Below are 17,514 nucleotides of genomic sequence, written 5' to 3'. Positions count from 1 at the left end.
TTAACTCGCTTAACTGGGGAAAATCATGTTCAGACGATCTGCCACCTTATTATTACTTGCGTGGGCTTTTTGTACTCAGGCTCAGGATATTACACAAATGGACTGGCAACATATTGTTGACGAGGCTAAAAAAGAAGGGAAATTAACCTGGTACCAATGGTATTACCAGGATCGTCTTAAAGAGCAGGTCAGCCTGTTTGAAAAACAGTACGGTATTGCTGTTACGATCTCTGAAGGTCCGCTGCAAGGCAATATTAATAAACTCATGGCTGACCGGGGACGGGAAACAGGCGATATTGATGTGTTTTCGATTGGCGGAGGCGCATTCGGTACGGTATCGCCTCAGCAAACGTTTTTTGGCCCGATTAATACACTGCTGCCGGAAGGCAAAACCCTGAACTACACCATTGAGGGTACGGACAGTAAAGGTTATGGCGTGGCATTTTGGGGCAATCAGACGGGCCTGGCCTACGATTCGCGCCGCATGAAAGAAAGCGAGTTGCCCCGTACCCTGCCGCAGCTCACCACCTTCCTGCAGACTCATCCTCAGGAGTTTGGCTTTAACGTGGAAAACGGCGGTTCCGGTCCGGCGTTTATTGAATCTGTCACGCGTACGCTGGTGCCTGGCTTTGATTTCACCAAAGGCGATGCGGATGTAAAAAGCCTGACGGCCTTACAACCGGCCTGGAACTGGTTCAAACAACTGCGTCCTGATTACATTATTACCGCCTCTAACGCCGACAGCGTAACGCGACTGGTGAGCGGTGAGTTTCTGCTGGTCCCCGCCTGGGAAGACTATCTGGTGGGCTTAGAAAACCACGGCGAAGTCCCCAAAACCATCCGACTCTATATCCCCGATTTCGGCATGCCCGGCGGCGGAAATATGGTGGCGATTCCCAAGAATGCGCCACACAAAGCGGCAGCATTGCTGTTTATCCACTGGCTGACGCTGCCCACGACACAAAGGCTGTTTCAACAGGTTTATGGCATTACGCCACAAAATAAAGAAGTGAATCGCGATGCTGGTCTGATCAACAGCAAAGAACGTGTTCATGGCACCCAGTTCATGCCTAAACCGCTGGGCGACGAAGTCAGAACCGAATTTTCTAACCAGGTCTTACTTAAGTAAGCCTGTGCTAACCCGACAACAGAAGGTAACGCTGAGCATGCCGACAAAAAAACACCCTGTACGCGTAGTGAATTCCCGCCTGATTGCACATCGTGGTGCGCCTCTGCTGGCACCAGAAAATACACTGCCTTCTTTTCAGGCGGCCGTTGAGCATGGCGCGACGTGGATAGAGGTGGATGTCAAACTGACCAAAGACAGGCACCCGGTCATCATTCACGATGACGCGGTGGATCGGACAACAAATGGCACCGGCTATGTCGCCAATTTAACCCTGGACCAAATCCGGTCGCTGGATGCGGGCGTCTGTTATGGCCACCTGTTCAAAGGCGTTAAAGTCCCTACACTGGCTGAAACCGTGGGATTTGTGCTGGATAAAGGTATTGGCCTTCAGCTGGAGATCAAACCAACGTCAGGTCAGGAAATTGAAACTGCGGAAATTGCCATTACGCAGCTGAAATCGCTGTGGCCTGCGGATGAAAAGAAGCTCTTTATCAGCAGCTTTTCTGAGCTCTCGCTGAAGGTTGCGGAAAGGATCATGCCTGACGTCCCGCGTGGACTGGCCGTGTGCGTTCCTCCCAGCGATCCTGTGGCATTACTGGCCAGAACCGGCTGTCAGATCCTGCACTTCCTGGCGGACTTTGCGACGGATGACGACCTGAAACGCCTGGCCGATTCCGGTATTGAGTTTGCGATTGCCACAATTAATGACCCTGCTGTCGCCCGTAAATATTTACACAGTGGCGCGCAAACGATATTGAGCGATATACCTGATTTAGCCATTTAATAATAAATACATTATCAAGGCGTTATGCGCCCTGATAATCAACACCAGGGAAAACCATAAAAATACGGCCACATGATGTAGCCACGTAACGCTTTTAATTATTTCGTCATAACGAAACTGACATTTTTGAACAATGCCGCCTTGTGCGGAAATAAACCTCATGCTTCACCAACATTAAAGGGTAGATGATATGCAACGTAAAATAAAAATATGCGCGCCGCATGCACTGTGTTTGCTGATCTCATTTTCTGCATGCTCCGCTGAAATTTATAATAAAAACGGTAATAAACTTGATCTGTACGGTAAAGTCGATGCGCGTCATGTCTTTTCGGACAATACCGCCGAAGATGGTGATAACTCTTATGCGCGCCTGGGTTTTAAAGGTGAAACCCAAATTAACGATCAGCTGACAGGCTATGGTCAATGGGAATATAACTTCCAGCTGAACCACAGCGAAGGCGGCACTGACGCACAAACCGGGAATGCGACGCGTCTGGGTTTTGCAGGTCTGAAACTGGCTGACTTTGGCTCATTCGATTACGGCCGCAGCTTTGGCGTGCTGTATACCGCATCGGCTTACACCGATATGGCACCGATTTACGGTTCCGGCACCATGACCACCAACGACAACTTCCTGTCAAAACGCTCAACCGGCCTGGCCACCTGGCACTCGCCAGACTGGAACGGCCTGAAGGTCATTCTTCAGTATCAGGGGAAAAACGACCGCTCAACCGCTAAGCTGGCAAACGGCGACGGCTACGGTGCCGGTGTGACCTACAGCATTACCGATGGTTTGAGCATTGCTGCGGCCGGTATGAAAGCCAATCGTACGCTGACACAGCAAGCTGACGGTCAGGGTGACGATGCGACGGCATGGGTGACCTCGGCCAAATACGATGCGAACCAAATCTACCTTGCCGCGATGTACGGTGAGGCCAACGATGTGACCCCGTACGGCCAGCTGTCGCAGATTGCTGATAAGACGCATAACTTCGAAGCCATTGCGCAATATCAGTTCCTCAACGGCTTACGCCCTTCCATTGGTTTTGTCACGCAGCGTGGGGAAAACCTGCAAGGCGCAGGCAACTTTGCCGGTGGAAGCCAGACCATGCAGAAATATATTGCGGTGGGCACCTATTACTACTTCAACAAGAACATGCTGACCTATGTGGATTACCGCATTAACCTGTTGAAAGATAATGACTTTACTCGTGCTACCGGTATCACTACGAAAGACAGCGTCGGGATGGGCCTGACCTATCAGTTTTAATCGCAGTGACCGTGCTTTATCACATGCTTTGCCCTGTGTCGCTTCAATCCTGAGAATCGCTGTTTTAGCGAGGCCGGCAACTGCCGGCTTTTTTTATGACCGGCGTCGCCAGGATAACTAAAGGACAGTGGCAGACCGATGCGTCAACGGTGAGGGGTTCTGATCAAGGTTTTCCAGCCATTTCACATAGGCCTGATCCCACAGCGCAGCCGGCGTGCCCGCTTTACCCAGGCCAAAACCATGCCCGCCGCTGGAAAGCTGAATCAACTGAACCGGCACGCGATTGCGGCGACAGGTATCGCGCATTAACTGCGTGTTAAAGGGTTTCGAAGTGTGGTCGTCACCGGCCTGCGCCAGGAAGGTTGGCGGATAAGCGTGCGTGACATAATTTTGCACAGACCAACTGGCTTCTTCCTGTGGGCTGGCATCATTACCGACCATCATCAGATGTGTATTGGTATGTTGATAAGGGGCTTCCAGGGTAATGACCGGATAAATCAGCCCGACACTGTCCGCTTTGGGGATTTCCTGATCCACTCTGTCAATGGGGGGATAGGACTGAAAGTCCGGACGCGCCGCCGCCATCCCCAGCAAATGCCCACCGGCCGAAAATCCTAATACATGCACTTTTCGTTCGAATGAGCGAAGCAGACGCAGCGCGCGCTGGGCATCCTGTAAAGGCGCCAGATTTCCGGCCTGCCACTTTTCACGCGGCAAACGGTAGCTGAGAACATAGGCGGTATAGCCGTTGGCATTTAACCAGTGTGCAACGGGCCAGGCTTCACGTCCCATACCGATCCAGCGGTAGCCGCCGCCTGCCGCGATGAGCACCGCTTCACCGTTGGGGTTTTCAGGTCTGAAACGCTGAATCGCCGGGCTGACGATATTCGACCAGGAGCCCCATGCATCAACACGTAATTTTCCGCCAGGGCCGCCACCGCCGGGCGGTTCGTCCGGCCAGAGGGGAATAATATCATCGCGGGCAAACAGTTTGCTGGTAGCCAGTGAAAGCGCAAGCGCTCCTGTGCCGAAAATAAAGCGTCGACGCGTAATCATGATGCCTGTTAAATCTATGCCAGAAAGGTCAGACGGCCCTGTCGGTCCGCTGCGTTTTTATTATGTATCGCACGTTTGGTGAAGACGCTGGCGATTATGTACGCAATCGGGCATGAAAATCCATTAAAAAACGCGCCATTTTAGCGCGTTTATTGACGATTTAACTGCGGTTAATCTTCCTGCTGGAACTGCGTCATCACCGTTTGCTCACACTGCTGCGTATTTTTACGCAGTTTAGCGCGCTCTTCGTCACCCAGCTGCAGCCATGCGCTGGCGACTTCATTCGCCAGTTCCTCGTCAAATTCAGGTTTATTGAAGGCGGAAGAGGACTGCGATCCTGCGACGCTGGATTTCATTTTTTCGACATACTGATCGGCTGTCGATACGCTTTTTTCACTGCTCACGATGTGACACAGCTGGCTGGCGTAAGCACTTTGTTCCGTGTCGTCTGCCGCCAGCGCACTGCCAGAGGCCAGTACGCTCAGCAACAGTATCTGAGATATCTTCATCGTCTTCTCCTGTTATCAGTTAACCCACTTTCATGACTGGCGCTGCTTTGCATCCAGTCGGGCCTGGCGCCAGTTTAGCAACGGCGTTACCGACACGCCGTGCACCACGATGCTGCATACCACCAGCGTCAGCGCCATATCAACCATCATCGTTGCCTGCGAGCCGCCCATACCATGGACCCAGGCAAACGCAATATAATTAAGACTACCTATACCGCGAATCCCCAGCCAGCCGATGAGCAAACGGTGAGGAAGCGATACGCCGCAGCGCAGCGTGACCAGCCATACGGCGAGTGGCCGGACGACCACAAACAGCAACAGGCCGAGCATCACGCCCTGCATGTTCCAGTGATGGGCCAGCGTCACGCCGAGGACCACCATCATTGTGGCCGCCAGTAAACGCTCAATAGTATCGCCAAAAGACAGCGCGTCGCCTACCACTAAACCGACCGATTTCACCATACCGCTACCGTGTTGCTGTAAACGCTGGTTGGGATTGACCAGTGCTTCCGCAGGCAGCACCCGATCGTCATCCGGCATATCATCAGGCTGATAACGTTTGAACACACCCAGTTCAGCCCGACGTAATCCCAGGCCTGCCGCAAAGGTAGCCAGAAAGCCCGACGCGCCCAGCGATTCAGCAAGGGCATAGCTCAACGCAATGAGCGCCAGCGCCAGAAAGTCATTGGGTGCGACATCACCATGCGCATGACGAAGCCGTGCGGCCAGCAGGCCGACTAACCGCCCCAGACCAAACCCCAGCAGAATGCCGCCGCCAATGGCCCACACCACATCAATGGCTGCCCAGCGTGCCAGCATGCCCGTGCCCAGACTTTCACCGTTAAACAGCAACAGGGCCAGAATGAGTAACGGCAGCGCCGAACCATCATTCATACCCGCCTCACTGGATATCGCAACGCGCAGGGCATCATCGTCCTGCGCATCGCTGACGGAAATCAGGCTGGCCAGCACAGGATCGGTGGGCGCAACAATGGCACCAAAGGCCAGCGCAATCGGCCACGACAGCCCCACCAGCCAGTGAGACAGCAGCGTCATTGCGGCGACCGTCAACAACATGGCCGGAAACGCCAGCAGGCTGCCCGCGCGCCATTGCCTGGCTTTCAGCGGCAGACGCAGCTTGAGCCCGGTGATGAACAGCGACGCGGCCATCGTTATCTCGGTAATATGCGCGACCAGTTCAGCATGGCGGAGGATATCGATTTCAATCACATCAAATCCCCACGGCCCACAGGCGATCCCGGTTAATAAAAAAAGACCAAAAGAGGTCACGGGGCCGCGGTGGATCCACCCTGATGCCAGCGACATTAATAACAGCAGACAGCCCGTCGCAGCTGTCCAGGCAATGAAGTTCATAACGCACCGTTTTAATTGAGTTTATGAGTAAGCCTGGCACATTTGCTGGCGGGCGGAAGAATCAGTCCCTGAGGTGACGACTGGCGAGGCGGATCAACAGGCTGACAGCGGCGGCAACGGTGGATAACACGACAACGCCATTCCAGCCCCAGTGCGCCAACGCCAGGCTACCCAGTGCCGCCCCGCTGGCCATACCGATAAACACCACGGTAAACAGCAGGGCATTTAGCCGGCTACGCGCCTCGGGAACCAGACCGTAAATCAATGTCTGATGGGCCACCAGGGTCGCCTGCACGCCTAAGTCAAAACCTATTGTGCTGATAATAATGACGGCCAGTTGAGCTGACAGCGGCAGGAAAGGCAGTAAAAACATCAGCGCGAAAGAGAGCGTCACCAGACCGGCACCAAACTGGGTGACGCGCGCCGGGCCAATACGATCCGCCACGTTCCCGGCCAGCGGCGCCGCCAGCGCGCCTGCCACCCCTGCCAGGCCAAAAGCACCGGCAATGGCACTGTCAAAATGGAAGCGGTCGCTAAGCATGATCGCCAGTGTTGACCAGAACGCACTAAAACTCACGGAGAGCAGTCCCTGTGCCAGCGCCGCACGCCGCAGGGTTTGATGCGCACGCCATAAGTGCACCAGTGACAACAGCAGGCGGGGATAGCTTACCGACGTACCCGGCGTAAAGCGTGGCAGTACGCGCCACAGCGTCAGGCTGATCAGCAACACGGCCACAGCCGCAATCATGTACATGGTGCGCCAGCCAAAATACTCCGCCACCACACCGCTAACGACACGGGATAATAAAATGCCGACCAGTAAACCCGTCATCACCGTGCCAACCGTTTTACCCCGGCTGGCCACCGGGGCGAGCGCGGCCGACGCCGGAACAATGTCCTGCGCCACGGTCGCCGTCAGGCCGGTGATAAAACTGGCGATAAGCAGTGCGCTGATGCCGCCGGAAAAGCCGCACAGCAGAAGCGCCATGACTAGCAGTAACCCTTTGATCAAAATAATGGTGCGACGATCGTGGCGATCGCCGAGCGGGGCCAGCAGCAGGATCCCCAGCGCATAACCCGCCTGGGTTAACATGGGCACCATCCCAACGCTGCCGACGCTTATCTGGAACTGCTTGCTGATGATGTCGAGCATGGGCTGACTGTAGTAAATCGATGCCACGCTCAGACCCGCACCGGTTGCTAACGTAAAAACAAGGGGCGCAGGCAGGCGCTCAGTTGAATGCCGGTTCAGGTTGTGTACCACTGTCATAGTGAGATCCTCGAAAAAAGCGTGTGGCAAGTAAAGCCTGTTTTTGGCATACGCGGTAGACTGATAAAAAACAAAACGGTTATACGTTGGGCGCATGATCAATTTCAGCAATAACGATCGTATCGCATTGATGCATACCTTTATTCGCATTGTCGAAAGCGGCAGTTTGTCTGCCGCCGCAGTGCAACTTGGCACAACGCAGCCCACTATCAGCCGTCGGTTGCAGGCGCTTGAGCACGGGCTCGGCGTGAAGCTGATACTGCGCACGACGCACGCGCTCAAGCTCACCGATGATGGCGAACGCTGTTATGCACAGGCACGTCAACTGCTCGCCACCTGGCATGCGCTGGAAGACGATCTGACCGGCGCAGGCAGCGATCCCATCGGGACACTGCGGGTACGCGCGCCGCATGCATTTGGTCAGGATCAACTGGTCGCCCCGTTGGTGGACTTTATGCGCCGCTATCCCCGTTTACGCATAGAGTGGATGCTGAACGACAGAACACCCGATTTTGTGGCCGAGAACGTTGACTGCGCCATTCAGGTCGGCGCGCCTACCGATCCTTCGGTCGTGGCGGTGCTGCTGGCCGAAGTGCCGCGCATTGTTGTCGCGGCCCCTGAACTGCTCCGGCAGCATGCACCGATCACCCGGGTCGAACAGCTGGGCGCGTTGCCCTGGCTCGCGTTAACCAGCTTCTACCGTAACGAAATCGCGTTACAGCATCAGGACAAAGGTGAACCGGTGAATCTGCCCATCGCCCCTGTTTTAAGCAGCGACAGCCTCTATGCGGTACGCAAAGCTGCGCTGGCGGGCCTGGGGGCCGCCATCGTCTCGTCGTGGGTGATACAAGAGGATTTAGCAGAGGGCAGGCTGGTCCAGCTCATGCCGGAATGGCAGGCTCCGGCGTTACCGGTATGGCTGACCTATCCCTGGGCGAGCTATTATCCTGCCCGGCTGACTGCGTTTTTTGCCATGATCAAGGCGGTGTTGCCTCATCTGGCGGGGGCACGGCCGGCGTCAGGCTGACGCCGGCATCTCGCGGGAAAAGCGACGTCAGTCGCCGGCGCGGATAACGCGTGCCGTCGGTTACACGTTTTTCTTCTCTGCCCGCGACATGCTGTCCAGCCAGCCCATCACAAAGGCCGACAAAACGAAGGTCAGATGGATGATCACGTACCACATCAGCTTATCATTTTCGACATTGCGCGCGTCCATAAACACCCGCAGCAGGTGGATGGAGGAGATAGCCACAATCGACGCCGCCACTTTGTTTTTCAGCGAGCCGGAATCCATCTTACCCAGCCAGCTCAGCTTCTCTTTGCCCTCATCAATATCGAGTTTGGAGACAAAGTTTTCATAGCCAGACAGCATCACCATCACGAGCAGCCCGCCGACCAGCGTCATGTCCACCAGTGACAGCAACAGCAGGATCAGATCGTTTTCTGCAATGCTAAAAATGTTGGGCAACAGGTGAACAATTTCCTGGAAAAATTTGATGGTCAGTGCCAGTAATCCCAGCGAAAGTCCAATGTAAACGGGAGCCAACAGCCAGCGCGATGCATACATCAGGTTTTCGGTAAAACGTTCCATAATTTCCCAGTCATAAGCAGTAAAGTCGCGCATTATAACCGATCATCTGTGAAGTTATTTCAGCCCTTCAGGAGAAATTTCAGGTGCGGGCGGCAAGGGTAAAGAAAGGCGGAAACAGGCCCCACCTTCCGGGCGATTTTCCGCCCAGATCTGACCGCCGTGACTCTCAATGATGGTTTTACAAATGGCCAGTCCCAGTCCGACGCCTGGTACGGCCGACTCTTTGTCGCCACGCGAAAACTTATCAAAAATACGGGTCATGTCCTGTTCCGCGATGCCCGGACCGCCATCCCAGACGGCAATTTCCAGGCGGGCATGATCACACCAGGCGCGGATCCCGCGCGGCGCGCAGTTACCGGCGTATTTGAGGCTGTTTTCGATCAGGTTGGTAAACACCCGCTCCAGCAAGGTGCTGTCTCCCTTAATCAGGACGATATCCGCAGGCAGATCGAGTTCGACCGCCTTTCCTTTCAGCGACGGTGCCATGCTACTGAGCGCCCCGCCGATCACCTCTTCGAGAGCCAGCCACTCTTCCCGTAAATTCAGACCGCCGGACTGAATACGCGCCATATCCAGCATATTGCTGACCAGACGAATCGTGCTCAGGGTCTGTTCGCGAATCTGGCTGGCCTGGGGCACATATTTTGAATTATCACTGGCCAGGTCGAGCATCAGCATTTCCGCCTGACCAAACAGCACGGTTAAGGGCGTGCGTAAATCGTGAGACAGCGCCGACAACAGGGCATTGCGTAACTGTTCACGCTCGGCGGCCAGCCGCGAAGCCGCTTCACTCTGCGACAGCGCCAGACGTTCCAGCGCGTTCGCAATCAGGACGGTGAAGGTTTCTAACAGCCGCTGCTGTTCGGGAATCATCAGCTGGCGCACGTTTTCTGGCTCGACGACCAGCAGCCCGCGACAGGATTCTCCTACCTTCAGCGGCAGAATCTGGTAGGGCACGGCCGGTAACGTGTCTGTGCCTGCGCCGGCTGGCTGGCCTTTGCTGTAGCTCCATTTGGCGATAGCCCAGTCCGGTTCATTTCCCGGCAGCGCGTTGCCCAGGGTTTGCAGCTCGCCCTGCTCATCCGGCAGCAGCAGCAGGGATCGGGCCTGCAATGTGGCGTCGAGCACGCGCTGACTGGTGGCCGCGATATCCTCGGGTGTCAGACCGCTGCCCAACGATTTAGCCATTTCATACAGTTGCCGGGTGCGCTGTTCGCGATAACGCGCGACGCGCGCCTGGTAGCGCACGCCCGCCGTCAGGTTACCCACGATCACGCCGACCGCCAGCATTACGCCAAAGGTCACCAGGTACTGTAAATCGGAGACGGCAATCGTGCCTTTCGGTGCCACAAAAAACAGATCAAAGGCAATGATGTTGATGACTGTGGCGATCACGGATGGCCATCGGCCATAACGCAGGGCCACGATCACCACTGCCAGCAGGTAGATCATCACGCAGTTGGCCGGATCAAAGCTGATCAGCACCGATTGCCCGGCGGCGGTGACCAGAATACACAGCACCAGCGCCATCATGACGCCGCGCAACTGCATGCGCCATTTGTCGCTGTTAACCCGGTCGCTGGCTAAAGGATGCGGCGCATCCTGCATGGGCTCATTGAGTGCCACTACCAGCAAATCCAGATCCGGGCCCAGTTGCCCTAGCCGCTCAGCAAAACTGTCGCGTCGCCAGCGTCGCACGGGACGCCGTCCGGTCACAATCTTGCCCAGATCGTGTTCCCGCGCGTAGCGCAGCACCGCCTGAGCGTCGTCGGGATCGGAGAGCGTTGCCGTTTCCGCGCCCATCTCCTGCGCCAGTTTGAGCGTCCGCAAAATGGCGCGGCGACGGGCCTCCGGTAAGCGGTTGAGGCGCGGCGTTTCAACATAGACAGCATGCCATTCGCTGCCGAGCCGGGCGGCCAGCCGTGCCGCCGTACGAACCAGTTTCTCGCTGCCCGTATCGTCTCCGATACAGAGCAAAATCGCGTCGCGCGTGTGCCAGACCTTGTCCCGTCCCTGGCTGTCGCGCCAGGCGCGCATCTGGTCGTCTACCCGATCGGCCGTGCGGCGCAGTGCCAGCTCACGAAGCGCAAACAGGTTGCCTTTGCGGAAGAAATTTTCGATGGCCCGCTCGGCGCGATCGCCAATGTAGACCTTGCCCTCTTTCAGGCGTTGCCGGAGATCGTCAGGCGGCAGATCCACCAGCACCACTTCATCGGCGCTGTCAAAAAACGGGTCTGGTACGGTTTCACGCACCTGAATGCCGGTAACGCCGCCGACCACATCATTCAGGCTTTCCAGGTGCTGAACGTTCACTGTGGTCAGCACATCGATGCCCGCATCCAGCAGCTCTTCAATATCCTGCCAGCGTTTGGGATGTCGCGAGCCTTTCACGTTGGTATGAGCCAGTTCATCCATCAGGATGACCGCCGGATGACGTGCCAGCGCGGCATCCAGATCGAATTCAGCATGGCGGGATCGGCCGGTAGCGCGACGCGGCAGCACCACCAGTCCGTTAAGAAGCTGGGCCGTTTCCGGCCGCTCGTGGGTTTCCACCACGCCGACCAGCACGTCGAGTCCCTGGGCACGGAGCCGCTGCGCCTCCTGCAGCATGGCGTAGGTTTTCCCTACCCCCGCACAGGCACCAAAATAGATCTTGAGCTTACCGCGATGGCTGTCACTGTTGGCCTGTAACAGCGCATCCGGATCGGGGCGCAGCGGTTCGTGATTCATAGCGTCCTTTTACTTATTTAAGATCGTTCAGCGCCAGATTGAGTTGCAGCACATTCACCGTGGGTTCGCCGATAAATGGGAGCAGCGGACGTTGAGTCAGGCTGTCCACCAGCGCATCCACTTTCGCCAGCGGCAACTGACGGGCCGCCGCCACGCGCGGTGCCTGCCACAGCGCTGCCTGTGGCGAAATCTCTGGATCAAGCCCACTGGCTGAACTGGTCACCAGATCTACCGGCACCGGCCCATTGGCCTGCGGATTGGCTGCACGTAACGCGGCAACGCGTTCAGCCACCGCTTTGTCGAGTGCCGGATTACTCGCGGCCAGGTTACTGCCACTGGATGCCAGGGGATTATACGGTTTGTCGCCGGTGGCAGAAGGACGGCCCCAAAACTCGCCAGGCTGGCTAAAAGCCTGCCCAATCAGTGCAGAGCCCCGTTCTTCACCTTCTACCTTTAACAGCGATCCGTTAGCCTGCCAGGGAAACAGCCACTGCGCCAACCCGGTCGTGAGCAAAGGATAAACTACGCCACATACAACCGTTAGCAGCAGCAGCAGAAAAATTGCCGGACGTAACTGACTCATTTTATTCTCCTCAGGCCATACCAAACAGCACAAGCAACATATCGATCGCTTTGATACCGATAAACGGCACCAGCAGTCCACCTAATCCATAAATCAGCAAATTACGGCGCAGCAGTGATGCGGCGCTTAATGGCCGGTAGCTCACGCCTTTTAAGGCCAGCGGAATCAGGAAGACGATTACCAGGGCATTAAAAATCACTGCCGACAGAATCGCGGAGGACGGTGAGTGCAGCTCCATCACGTTGAGCATATTGAGCTGAGGATACGTAGCCGCAAACGCCGCCGGAATAATGGCGAAGTATTTGGCTACGTCGTTGGCGATACTGAACGTGGTTAACGATCCGCGCGTCATCAACATCTGTTTACCGATATGGACCACTTCCAGCAGCTTGGTCGGGTTGGAATCCAGATCGACCATGTTGCCTGCCTCTTTTGCGGCCTGCGTCCCCGAGTTCATCGCGACCGCGACATCGGCCTGCGCCAGCGCAGGCGCATCGTTGGTGCCGTCACCGGTCATCGCCACCAGGCGGCCTTCGGCCTGATACTGACGGATCAGCGCCAGTTTGGCTTCGGGTGTCGCTTCCGACAAAAAGTCATCCACGCCCGCTTCGGCTGCAATCGCGGCGGCGGTCAGCGGGTTATCACCGGTAATCATCACGGTTTTAATGCCCATTTTGCGCAGTTCGGCAAAGCGCTCTTTGATCCCGCCCTTGACGATATCTTTCAGCGCGACCACGCCCAGCACTTTCGGGCCTTCAGCGACAACCAGCGGGGTGCCGCCCGCACGGGCAACCTCTTCCACCCGGGCGTTTACTTCTGCCGGGAACGCACCGTGACTGGCTTCAATATGACGGCGCACCGCATCGACCGCCCCTTTACGAATCAGGCGGTTCTGCACGTTCACACCGCTCATGCGCGTCTGGGCTGAGAAGGGAATAAAACTGGCTCCCATGCTGCTCAGGTCCCGCTCACGCAGATTAAATTTTTGCTTCGCCAGGACCACGATACTGCGACCTTCCGGCGTTTCATCCGCCAGCGAGGCCAACTGGGCGGCATCGGCAAGCTGTTCTTCTGTGACGCCGGGGGCCGGTAAAAACTGGGTCGCCTGGCGGTTACCCAGTGTGATGGTGCCGGTTTTGTCCAGCATCAGCACGTCCACATCCCCGGCCGCTTCGACAGCACGACCACTGGTGGCAATCACGTTTGCCCCCAGCATTCGGCTCATCCCCGCGACGCCGATGGCGGAGAGTAAACCACCAATCGTGGTAGGGATCAGGCACACCAGTAACGCAACCAGCACGGTGATGGTCACCGGCGTACCGCCCCAGGCGGAGAACGGCCACAGCGTGACGGTAGCTAACAGAAACACAATCGTCAGGGACACCAGCAGAATCGTCAGGGCGATTTCATTGGGCGTTTTACGGCGCTGTGCGCCTTCCACCATCGCGATCATGCGATCCAGGAAGGTTTCGCCGGGGTTTGCACTGCAGGTGATGACCAGCCAGTCGGACAGAATACGCGTCCCGCCGGTTACCGAGGCAAAGTCACCGCCCGATTCACGAATCACCGGCGCGGATTCCCCGGTGATGGCACTTTCATCAACCGATGCGCCCCCTTCGACCACCTCACCATCGCACGGGATAACGTCACCCGCTTCCACTAATACCGCATCCCCTTTGCGCAGCTCATCGGCCGCAATCTGCTGCCATTTTGCACCGTAATGCGCAGCCGACAGTTTTTTCGCAAAGCTGGTTTTTTTGACGCCTTTCAGGCTGTTCGCCTGGGCTTTACTGCGCCCTTCGGCCAGCGCTTCTGCCATGTTCGCAAACAGCACGGTAAACCACAGCCAGACAGACACCGCGCCGGTAAAACTGGCGCTGCCGGTCTGATAGCCAGTAGACATCAGCACCGCCAGTACCGTGGTCAGGAGACTGCCCAGGTAGACGACAAACATCACCGGATTACGAAACTGAACGCGTGGGTCGAGTTTTTTCACGGCATCGATTGCTGAAGTGCGCAAGAGCGCTGCGTCAAACACCTGTTGTTGACGACTCATGATTAATGTCCCTGAATAAGTTGCAGATGCTCGGCTACCGGACCCAGAGCCAGAGCGGGGATAAAGGTCAGTGCGCCCACCAGCAGGACGGTGCCTACCAACAACGCGATAAACAGCGGACCATGCGTTGGCAGCGTCCCGTTACCGACCGGCTGAATTTTTTTACCGGCCATAGAACCGGCAATCGCCATTACCGGCAGGATGATGCCAAAGCGCCCCAGGAACATGCAGATGGCCAGCAAAACGTTCCAGAACGGCGTGTTCGCGCTCAGACCGGCAAAGGCACTGCCGTTGTTGTTGGCGGCCGACGATACGGCGTATAACACTTCACTGAAGCCGTGGGTGCCTGGGTTAGCCATACCGGCCCGGCCAGCGTCGGTCATCATGGCGATGGCTGTACCGATCAGCACCAGAGCGGGCGTCACCAGAATGGCAAGGGCGGTCATTTTCATTTCCCAGACTTCGATTTTTTTGCCGAGAAACTCGGGAGTACGGCCAATCATCAGTCCGGCGATAAACACCGCCAGCAACACGAACAGCAACATCCCATACAGGCCCGCACCGACACCGCCGAAGATCACTTCGCCCAGTTGCATCAGCAGCATAGGTACCATACCGCCCAGGGCCGTGAACGAGTCATGCATCGCATTCACCGCACCACAGGACGCGGCGGTCGTGATAACCGCAAACAGGCTGGAATTGAGAATGCCAAAGCGCGTTTCTTTTCCTTCCATATTGATGGCGCTGTCCGCGCCCAGCGTCAGGAAGTGCGGATTCCCGTTCACTTCCGCCCACATCACGAAGGCCGCCGCCACAACAAACATCAGCGTCATTGACCACAGCAGCATGTTGCCCTGACGACGGTCTTTCACACATTCGCCAAAGGCAAAGCACAGCGCGGCCGGTATCAGGAAGATACTGAGCATCTGCACGAAGTTGGTCAGCGCGGTGGGGTTTTCAAACGGGTGAGCAGAGTTCGCGTTAAAAAAGCCGCCGCCGTTGGTGCCCAGCATTTTGATGGCTTCCTGCGAGGCCACCGGGCCCATTGCCAGCGTTTGCTGCGCCCCATCCAGGCCGGTAATCGTCTGATAAGGCAGGACGTTCTGAATGCTGCCCTGGCTGACAAAAAACAGCGCCATCAGCAGACTGACGGGCAATAACACGTAAAGCGTCACGCGCGTCAGATCGCGCCAGGCGTTACCCAGGGTTGCAATCGAGCGATTCGCAAAGCCCCGAATCAGGGCAAAGGCGACAGCGATACCGGTCGCGGCAGAGAAAAAGTTCTGCACGGTCAGGCCCACCATCTGGCTGAAATAGCTCAGGGTGCTCTCGCCTGAATAAGCTTGCCAGTTGGTGTTAGTGACGAAGCTAATCGCGGTGTTAAGCGCCAGATCCCAGCTCAAGGCCGGAAAGTGTTGTGGATTGAGAGGGAGCTTGTCCTGAAGCAGCAGTATAGCCAGCAGGAGGATCAGGCCGAAAAGGTTGAACAGCACAATGGCCAGCAGGTATTGCGGCCAGCGCATATCGCCTTGCTGTACCCCGGCGACGCGCCAAAACAGCGCTTCGGCACGGGTAAAAAGGGGTTTGTCCGCCACCAGCGCTGCCAGACCACGTCCCAGCGGCTGTGCCAACACCATCAGCACCAGCAGATACACCGCGATCAGTAAAAATGCATTGGCCGCCATCAGAAGGCCTCCGCATTCAACAGGGCATACACTAAATAGCCCAGCAACAACACGACCAGCACAATGCCGGTTATCACGCCTGCACTCACAGCAACCTCCAGAGGTTTGGATTTGCTGAATAGCTTGCGCTGAGTCACATAAAGAAAGGGTTAAAAAGCACTGGCACGCTGTAAAAAAGGTATAAAAATGGCGACGTTGGCTCAGGCAACGTCCAGCAACCAGACCCGGTTGAGGTCGATCGTTGGCCAGGCCGCGAGACTCTCCGAGCAGACAATGCTGTCCGTGCAAAAACTGTCCCCCAGATCGACCACTTCTGGTCTGACGGGGCGCTTAGCGTGCAACGACCAGAAAACATGTACGCGCGGCTTCTGAAGCGATTGTTCGCCCGCCTTGACCACCAGTGCAATACGTCCCGATGCCAGCCGCACCAGCGACCCCACCGGATACAGACCGATTGTCGTAACGAACGCATGCAGCAGCGTTGTGTCAAAATGCCCGCGCCAGGCCAGCATCGACTGTAAAGCCTGTGCGGGTGTCCAGCCCTCGCGGTAAGGACGCGTTGAGGTCAGGGCATCGTACACATCACAAATGGTGGCCATACGGGAATAGACGCTAATCTCATGGCCTTTATGACGGTAGGGATAACCGCTGCCGTCATATTTTTCATGATGATGCAGGGCAATATCGACCAGGTCATCCCCTGCGTTCGCTTCCATCAGCATCTGTGCACCCGCTATCGGATGCTCGCACATGATGGCAAACTCGTCGTCGCTCAGCTTATCCGGTTTATTCAGGATACTGAGCGGTACGGCCGCTTTGCCAATGTCATGTAACAACCCTCCCATGCCAACGCGCTGAAGTTGCTGCGCATCCAGGCCGAGCTTTTTACCCAGAGCGATCATCAAGCCGCAGACCGCCATGGAGTGCAGGTAGGTGTAATTATCGTGATCTTTCAGTTGTGCCACGCGCAGAAGTGCGCTGGGCTCGCGCTCAATCGAACCGGCTATTTTATCCACAATATCAATCATACTGCTCAGATCGAGGCCGCAACCCATTCGCGCTTCGTTAAACAGCGCCAGGACCTTGATTTTGCCTTGTTCAAACAGCTGCTGTGCCTGTTCACGTTCCTGCGTAAAGGGAGCCTGCTGGCAGGGTGCGGTATGGACTGGCTCAGGAGGTGGTGATGAAATCGATTTCTCTTCATCAATCCATAACCGCTGAATACCTTCACGCCGGAACATCGCAACCTGCTGCGGATCGGTGATCAGCATCTGATTACGAATACGTTTGTCTTTAAACCACCAGACCTCAAGTTTGTGGACGAACATGCCCGTTTTCAGTTCGTCGATCGTTATTAGTTTTATCACAATCGCCCTCCAGAGCATCAGTGGGTGATACCGTCATATCGGCAGGCGATGGGTTTTATGCAGGGCATTTTGTGCGAACTGTGGCACAGAACAACGTTTAAACATGTTGC

General features: G+C 56.3%; 15 protein-coding genes. 4 read left to right on the top strand and 11 right to left on the bottom strand.

Annotated features, from left to right (window positions below; all coding sequences use genetic code 11):
• Positions 1-25 precede the first annotated feature (25 nt).
• The 3 genes from GC087_RS01255 (at position 26) to GC087_RS01245 (ending at position 3,183) form a co-directional block, all read left to right on the top strand.
• Positions 26-1,129: an extracellular solute-binding protein gene (locus GC087_RS01255; protein ID WP_033738282.1), complete on the top strand. Its 1,104-nt coding sequence runs from the start codon at positions 26-28 to the stop codon at positions 1,127-1,129.
• Positions 1,130-1,166: 37 nt separating this feature from the next.
• Entirely contained in the window at positions 1,167-1,913 is a 747-nt protein-coding gene (locus GC087_RS01250) for a glycerophosphodiester phosphodiesterase family protein (protein WP_006121123.1), read from the top strand.
• A gap of 190 nt (positions 1,914-2,103) precedes the next feature.
• Entirely contained in the window at positions 2,104-3,183 is a 1,080-nt protein-coding gene (locus tag GC087_RS01245; protein ID WP_050504762.1) for a porin, read from the top strand.
• Between the two features lie 117 nt (positions 3,184-3,300).
• Here GC087_RS01245 and GC087_RS01240 read toward each other — a convergent pair whose 3' ends face one another.
• The 4 genes from GC087_RS01240 to GC087_RS01225 all read right to left on the bottom strand — a co-directional run bounded on the left by GC087_RS01240 (position 3,301) and on the right by GC087_RS01225 (position 7,392).
• Entirely contained in the window at positions 3,301-4,239 is a 939-nt protein-coding gene (locus GC087_RS01240; protein ID WP_006121126.1) for an alpha/beta hydrolase, read from the bottom strand.
• A 170-nt stretch (positions 4,240-4,409) separates the two neighbouring features.
• Positions 4,410-4,748: a hypothetical protein gene (locus tag GC087_RS01235; RefSeq protein WP_006121127.1), complete on the bottom strand. Its 339-nt coding sequence runs from the start codon at positions 4,746-4,748 to the stop codon at positions 4,410-4,412.
• Positions 4,749-4,778: 30 nt separating this feature from the next.
• Positions 4,779-6,122: a cation:proton antiporter gene (locus GC087_RS01230; protein ID WP_006121128.1), complete on the bottom strand. Its 1,344-nt coding sequence runs from the start codon at positions 6,120-6,122 to the stop codon at positions 4,779-4,781.
• A gap of 61 nt (positions 6,123-6,183) precedes the next feature.
• Positions 6,184-7,392: an MFS transporter gene (locus GC087_RS01225; RefSeq protein ID WP_324029451.1), complete on the bottom strand. Its 1,209-nt coding sequence runs from the start codon at positions 7,390-7,392 to the stop codon at positions 6,184-6,186.
• Positions 7,393-7,486: 94 nt separating this feature from the next.
• Between GC087_RS01225 and GC087_RS01220 the strand changes: the two genes are divergently transcribed.
• A complete protein-coding gene (locus GC087_RS01220) occupies positions 7,487-8,419 on the top strand; it encodes a LysR family transcriptional regulator (RefSeq protein ID WP_324029449.1) in 933 nt (310 codons plus the stop codon).
• A gap of 60 nt (positions 8,420-8,479) precedes the next feature.
• Here the strand turns inward: GC087_RS01220 and GC087_RS01215 are convergent, their stop codons facing one another.
• The 7 genes from GC087_RS01215 to GC087_RS01185 all read right to left on the bottom strand — a co-directional run bounded on the left by GC087_RS01215 (position 8,480) and on the right by GC087_RS01185 (position 17,404).
• Positions 8,480-8,983, bottom strand: a complete 504-nt coding sequence (locus GC087_RS01215; RefSeq protein WP_006121131.1) for a TIGR00645 family protein — start codon at positions 8,981-8,983, stop codon at positions 8,480-8,482.
• Between the two features lie 54 nt (positions 8,984-9,037).
• Complete coding sequence (kdpD, locus tag GC087_RS01210; protein ID WP_054632914.1) at positions 9,038-11,713, bottom strand: two-component system sensor histidine kinase KdpD; 2,676 nt, start codon at positions 11,711-11,713, stop codon at positions 9,038-9,040.
• Between the two features lie 13 nt (positions 11,714-11,726).
• The gene (gene kdpC, locus GC087_RS01205) at positions 11,727-12,296 is read right to left on the bottom strand and encodes a potassium-transporting ATPase subunit KdpC (RefSeq protein WP_006121133.1); all 570 of its coding nucleotides are present in this window, start codon (positions 12,294-12,296) and stop codon (positions 11,727-11,729) included.
• Positions 12,297-12,306: 10 nt separating this feature from the next.
• Positions 12,307-14,352, bottom strand: coding sequence for a potassium-transporting ATPase subunit KdpB (gene kdpB / locus GC087_RS01200; protein WP_054632913.1), 2,046 nt, complete (start codon positions 14,350-14,352; stop codon positions 12,307-12,309).
• A 2-nt stretch (positions 14,353-14,354) separates the two neighbouring features.
• Positions 14,355-16,037, bottom strand: a complete 1,683-nt coding sequence (gene kdpA, locus GC087_RS01195) for a potassium-transporting ATPase subunit KdpA (RefSeq protein ID WP_033738293.1) — start codon at positions 16,035-16,037, stop codon at positions 14,355-14,357.
• Positions 16,037-16,126 (bottom strand): K(+)-transporting ATPase subunit F, encoded by a 90-nt coding sequence (gene kdpF / locus GC087_RS01190; protein WP_033738296.1) that lies wholly within the window; start codon positions 16,124-16,126, stop codon positions 16,037-16,039. The genes kdpA and kdpF overlap by 1 nt, the downstream gene beginning before the upstream one ends.
• A 111-nt stretch (positions 16,127-16,237) precedes the next feature.
• The gene (locus GC087_RS01185; RefSeq protein WP_110268699.1) at positions 16,238-17,404 is read right to left on the bottom strand and encodes an HD-GYP domain-containing protein; all 1,167 of its coding nucleotides are present in this window, start codon (positions 17,402-17,404) and stop codon (positions 16,238-16,240) included.
• Positions 17,405-17,514: the final 110 nt, after the last annotated feature.

This window comes from Pantoea sp. JZ2 (assembly GCF_035191405.1).
Taxonomy (GTDB): Bacteria; Pseudomonadota; Gammaproteobacteria; order Enterobacterales; family Enterobacteriaceae; genus Pantoea; species Pantoea stewartii.
Note: the sequence above shows the minus strand (reverse complement) of the source record. Positions and strands in the feature narration are given on the sequence as shown.

What these genes read in the sequence shown, in the direction of transcription:
- kdpD (WP_054632914.1), bottom strand. Translation starts at nt 11,713, where the DNA reads ATGAATCACGAACCGCTGCGCCCCGATCCGGATGCGCTGTTACAGGCC.
- GC087_RS01230 (WP_006121128.1), bottom strand. Translation starts at nt 6,122, where the DNA reads ATGAACTTCATTGCCTGGACAGCTGCGACGGGCTGTCTGCTGTTATTA.
- kdpB (WP_054632913.1), bottom strand. Translation starts at nt 14,352, where the DNA reads ATGAGTCGTCAACAACAGGTGTTTGACGCAGCGCTCTTGCGCACTTCA.
- GC087_RS01215 (WP_006121131.1), bottom strand. Translation starts at nt 8,983, where the DNA reads ATGGAACGTTTTACCGAAAACCTGATGTATGCATCGCGCTGGCTGTTG.
- GC087_RS01250 (WP_006121123.1), top strand. Translation starts at nt 1,167, where the DNA reads ATGCCGACAAAAAAACACCCTGTACGCGTAGTGAATTCCCGCCTGATT.
- GC087_RS01245 (WP_050504762.1), top strand. Translation starts at nt 2,104, where the DNA reads ATGCAACGTAAAATAAAAATATGCGCGCCGCATGCACTGTGTTTGCTG.
- GC087_RS01255 (WP_033738282.1), top strand. Translation starts at nt 26, where the DNA reads ATGTTCAGACGATCTGCCACCTTATTATTACTTGCGTGGGCTTTTTGT.
- GC087_RS01225 (WP_324029451.1), bottom strand. Translation starts at nt 7,392, where the DNA reads ATGACAGTGGTACACAACCTGAACCGGCATTCAACTGAGCGCCTGCCT.
- GC087_RS01240 (WP_006121126.1), bottom strand. Translation starts at nt 4,239, where the DNA reads ATGATTACGCGTCGACGCTTTATTTTCGGCACAGGAGCGCTTGCGCTT.
- kdpC (WP_006121133.1), bottom strand. Translation starts at nt 12,296, where the DNA reads ATGAGTCAGTTACGTCCGGCAATTTTTCTGCTGCTGCTGCTAACGGTT.
- kdpA (WP_033738293.1), bottom strand. Translation starts at nt 16,037, where the DNA reads ATGGCGGCCAATGCATTTTTACTGATCGCGGTGTATCTGCTGGTGCTG.
- GC087_RS01235 (WP_006121127.1), bottom strand. Translation starts at nt 4,748, where the DNA reads ATGAAGATATCTCAGATACTGTTGCTGAGCGTACTGGCCTCTGGCAGT.
- GC087_RS01220 (WP_324029449.1), top strand. Translation starts at nt 7,487, where the DNA reads ATGATCAATTTCAGCAATAACGATCGTATCGCATTGATGCATACCTTT.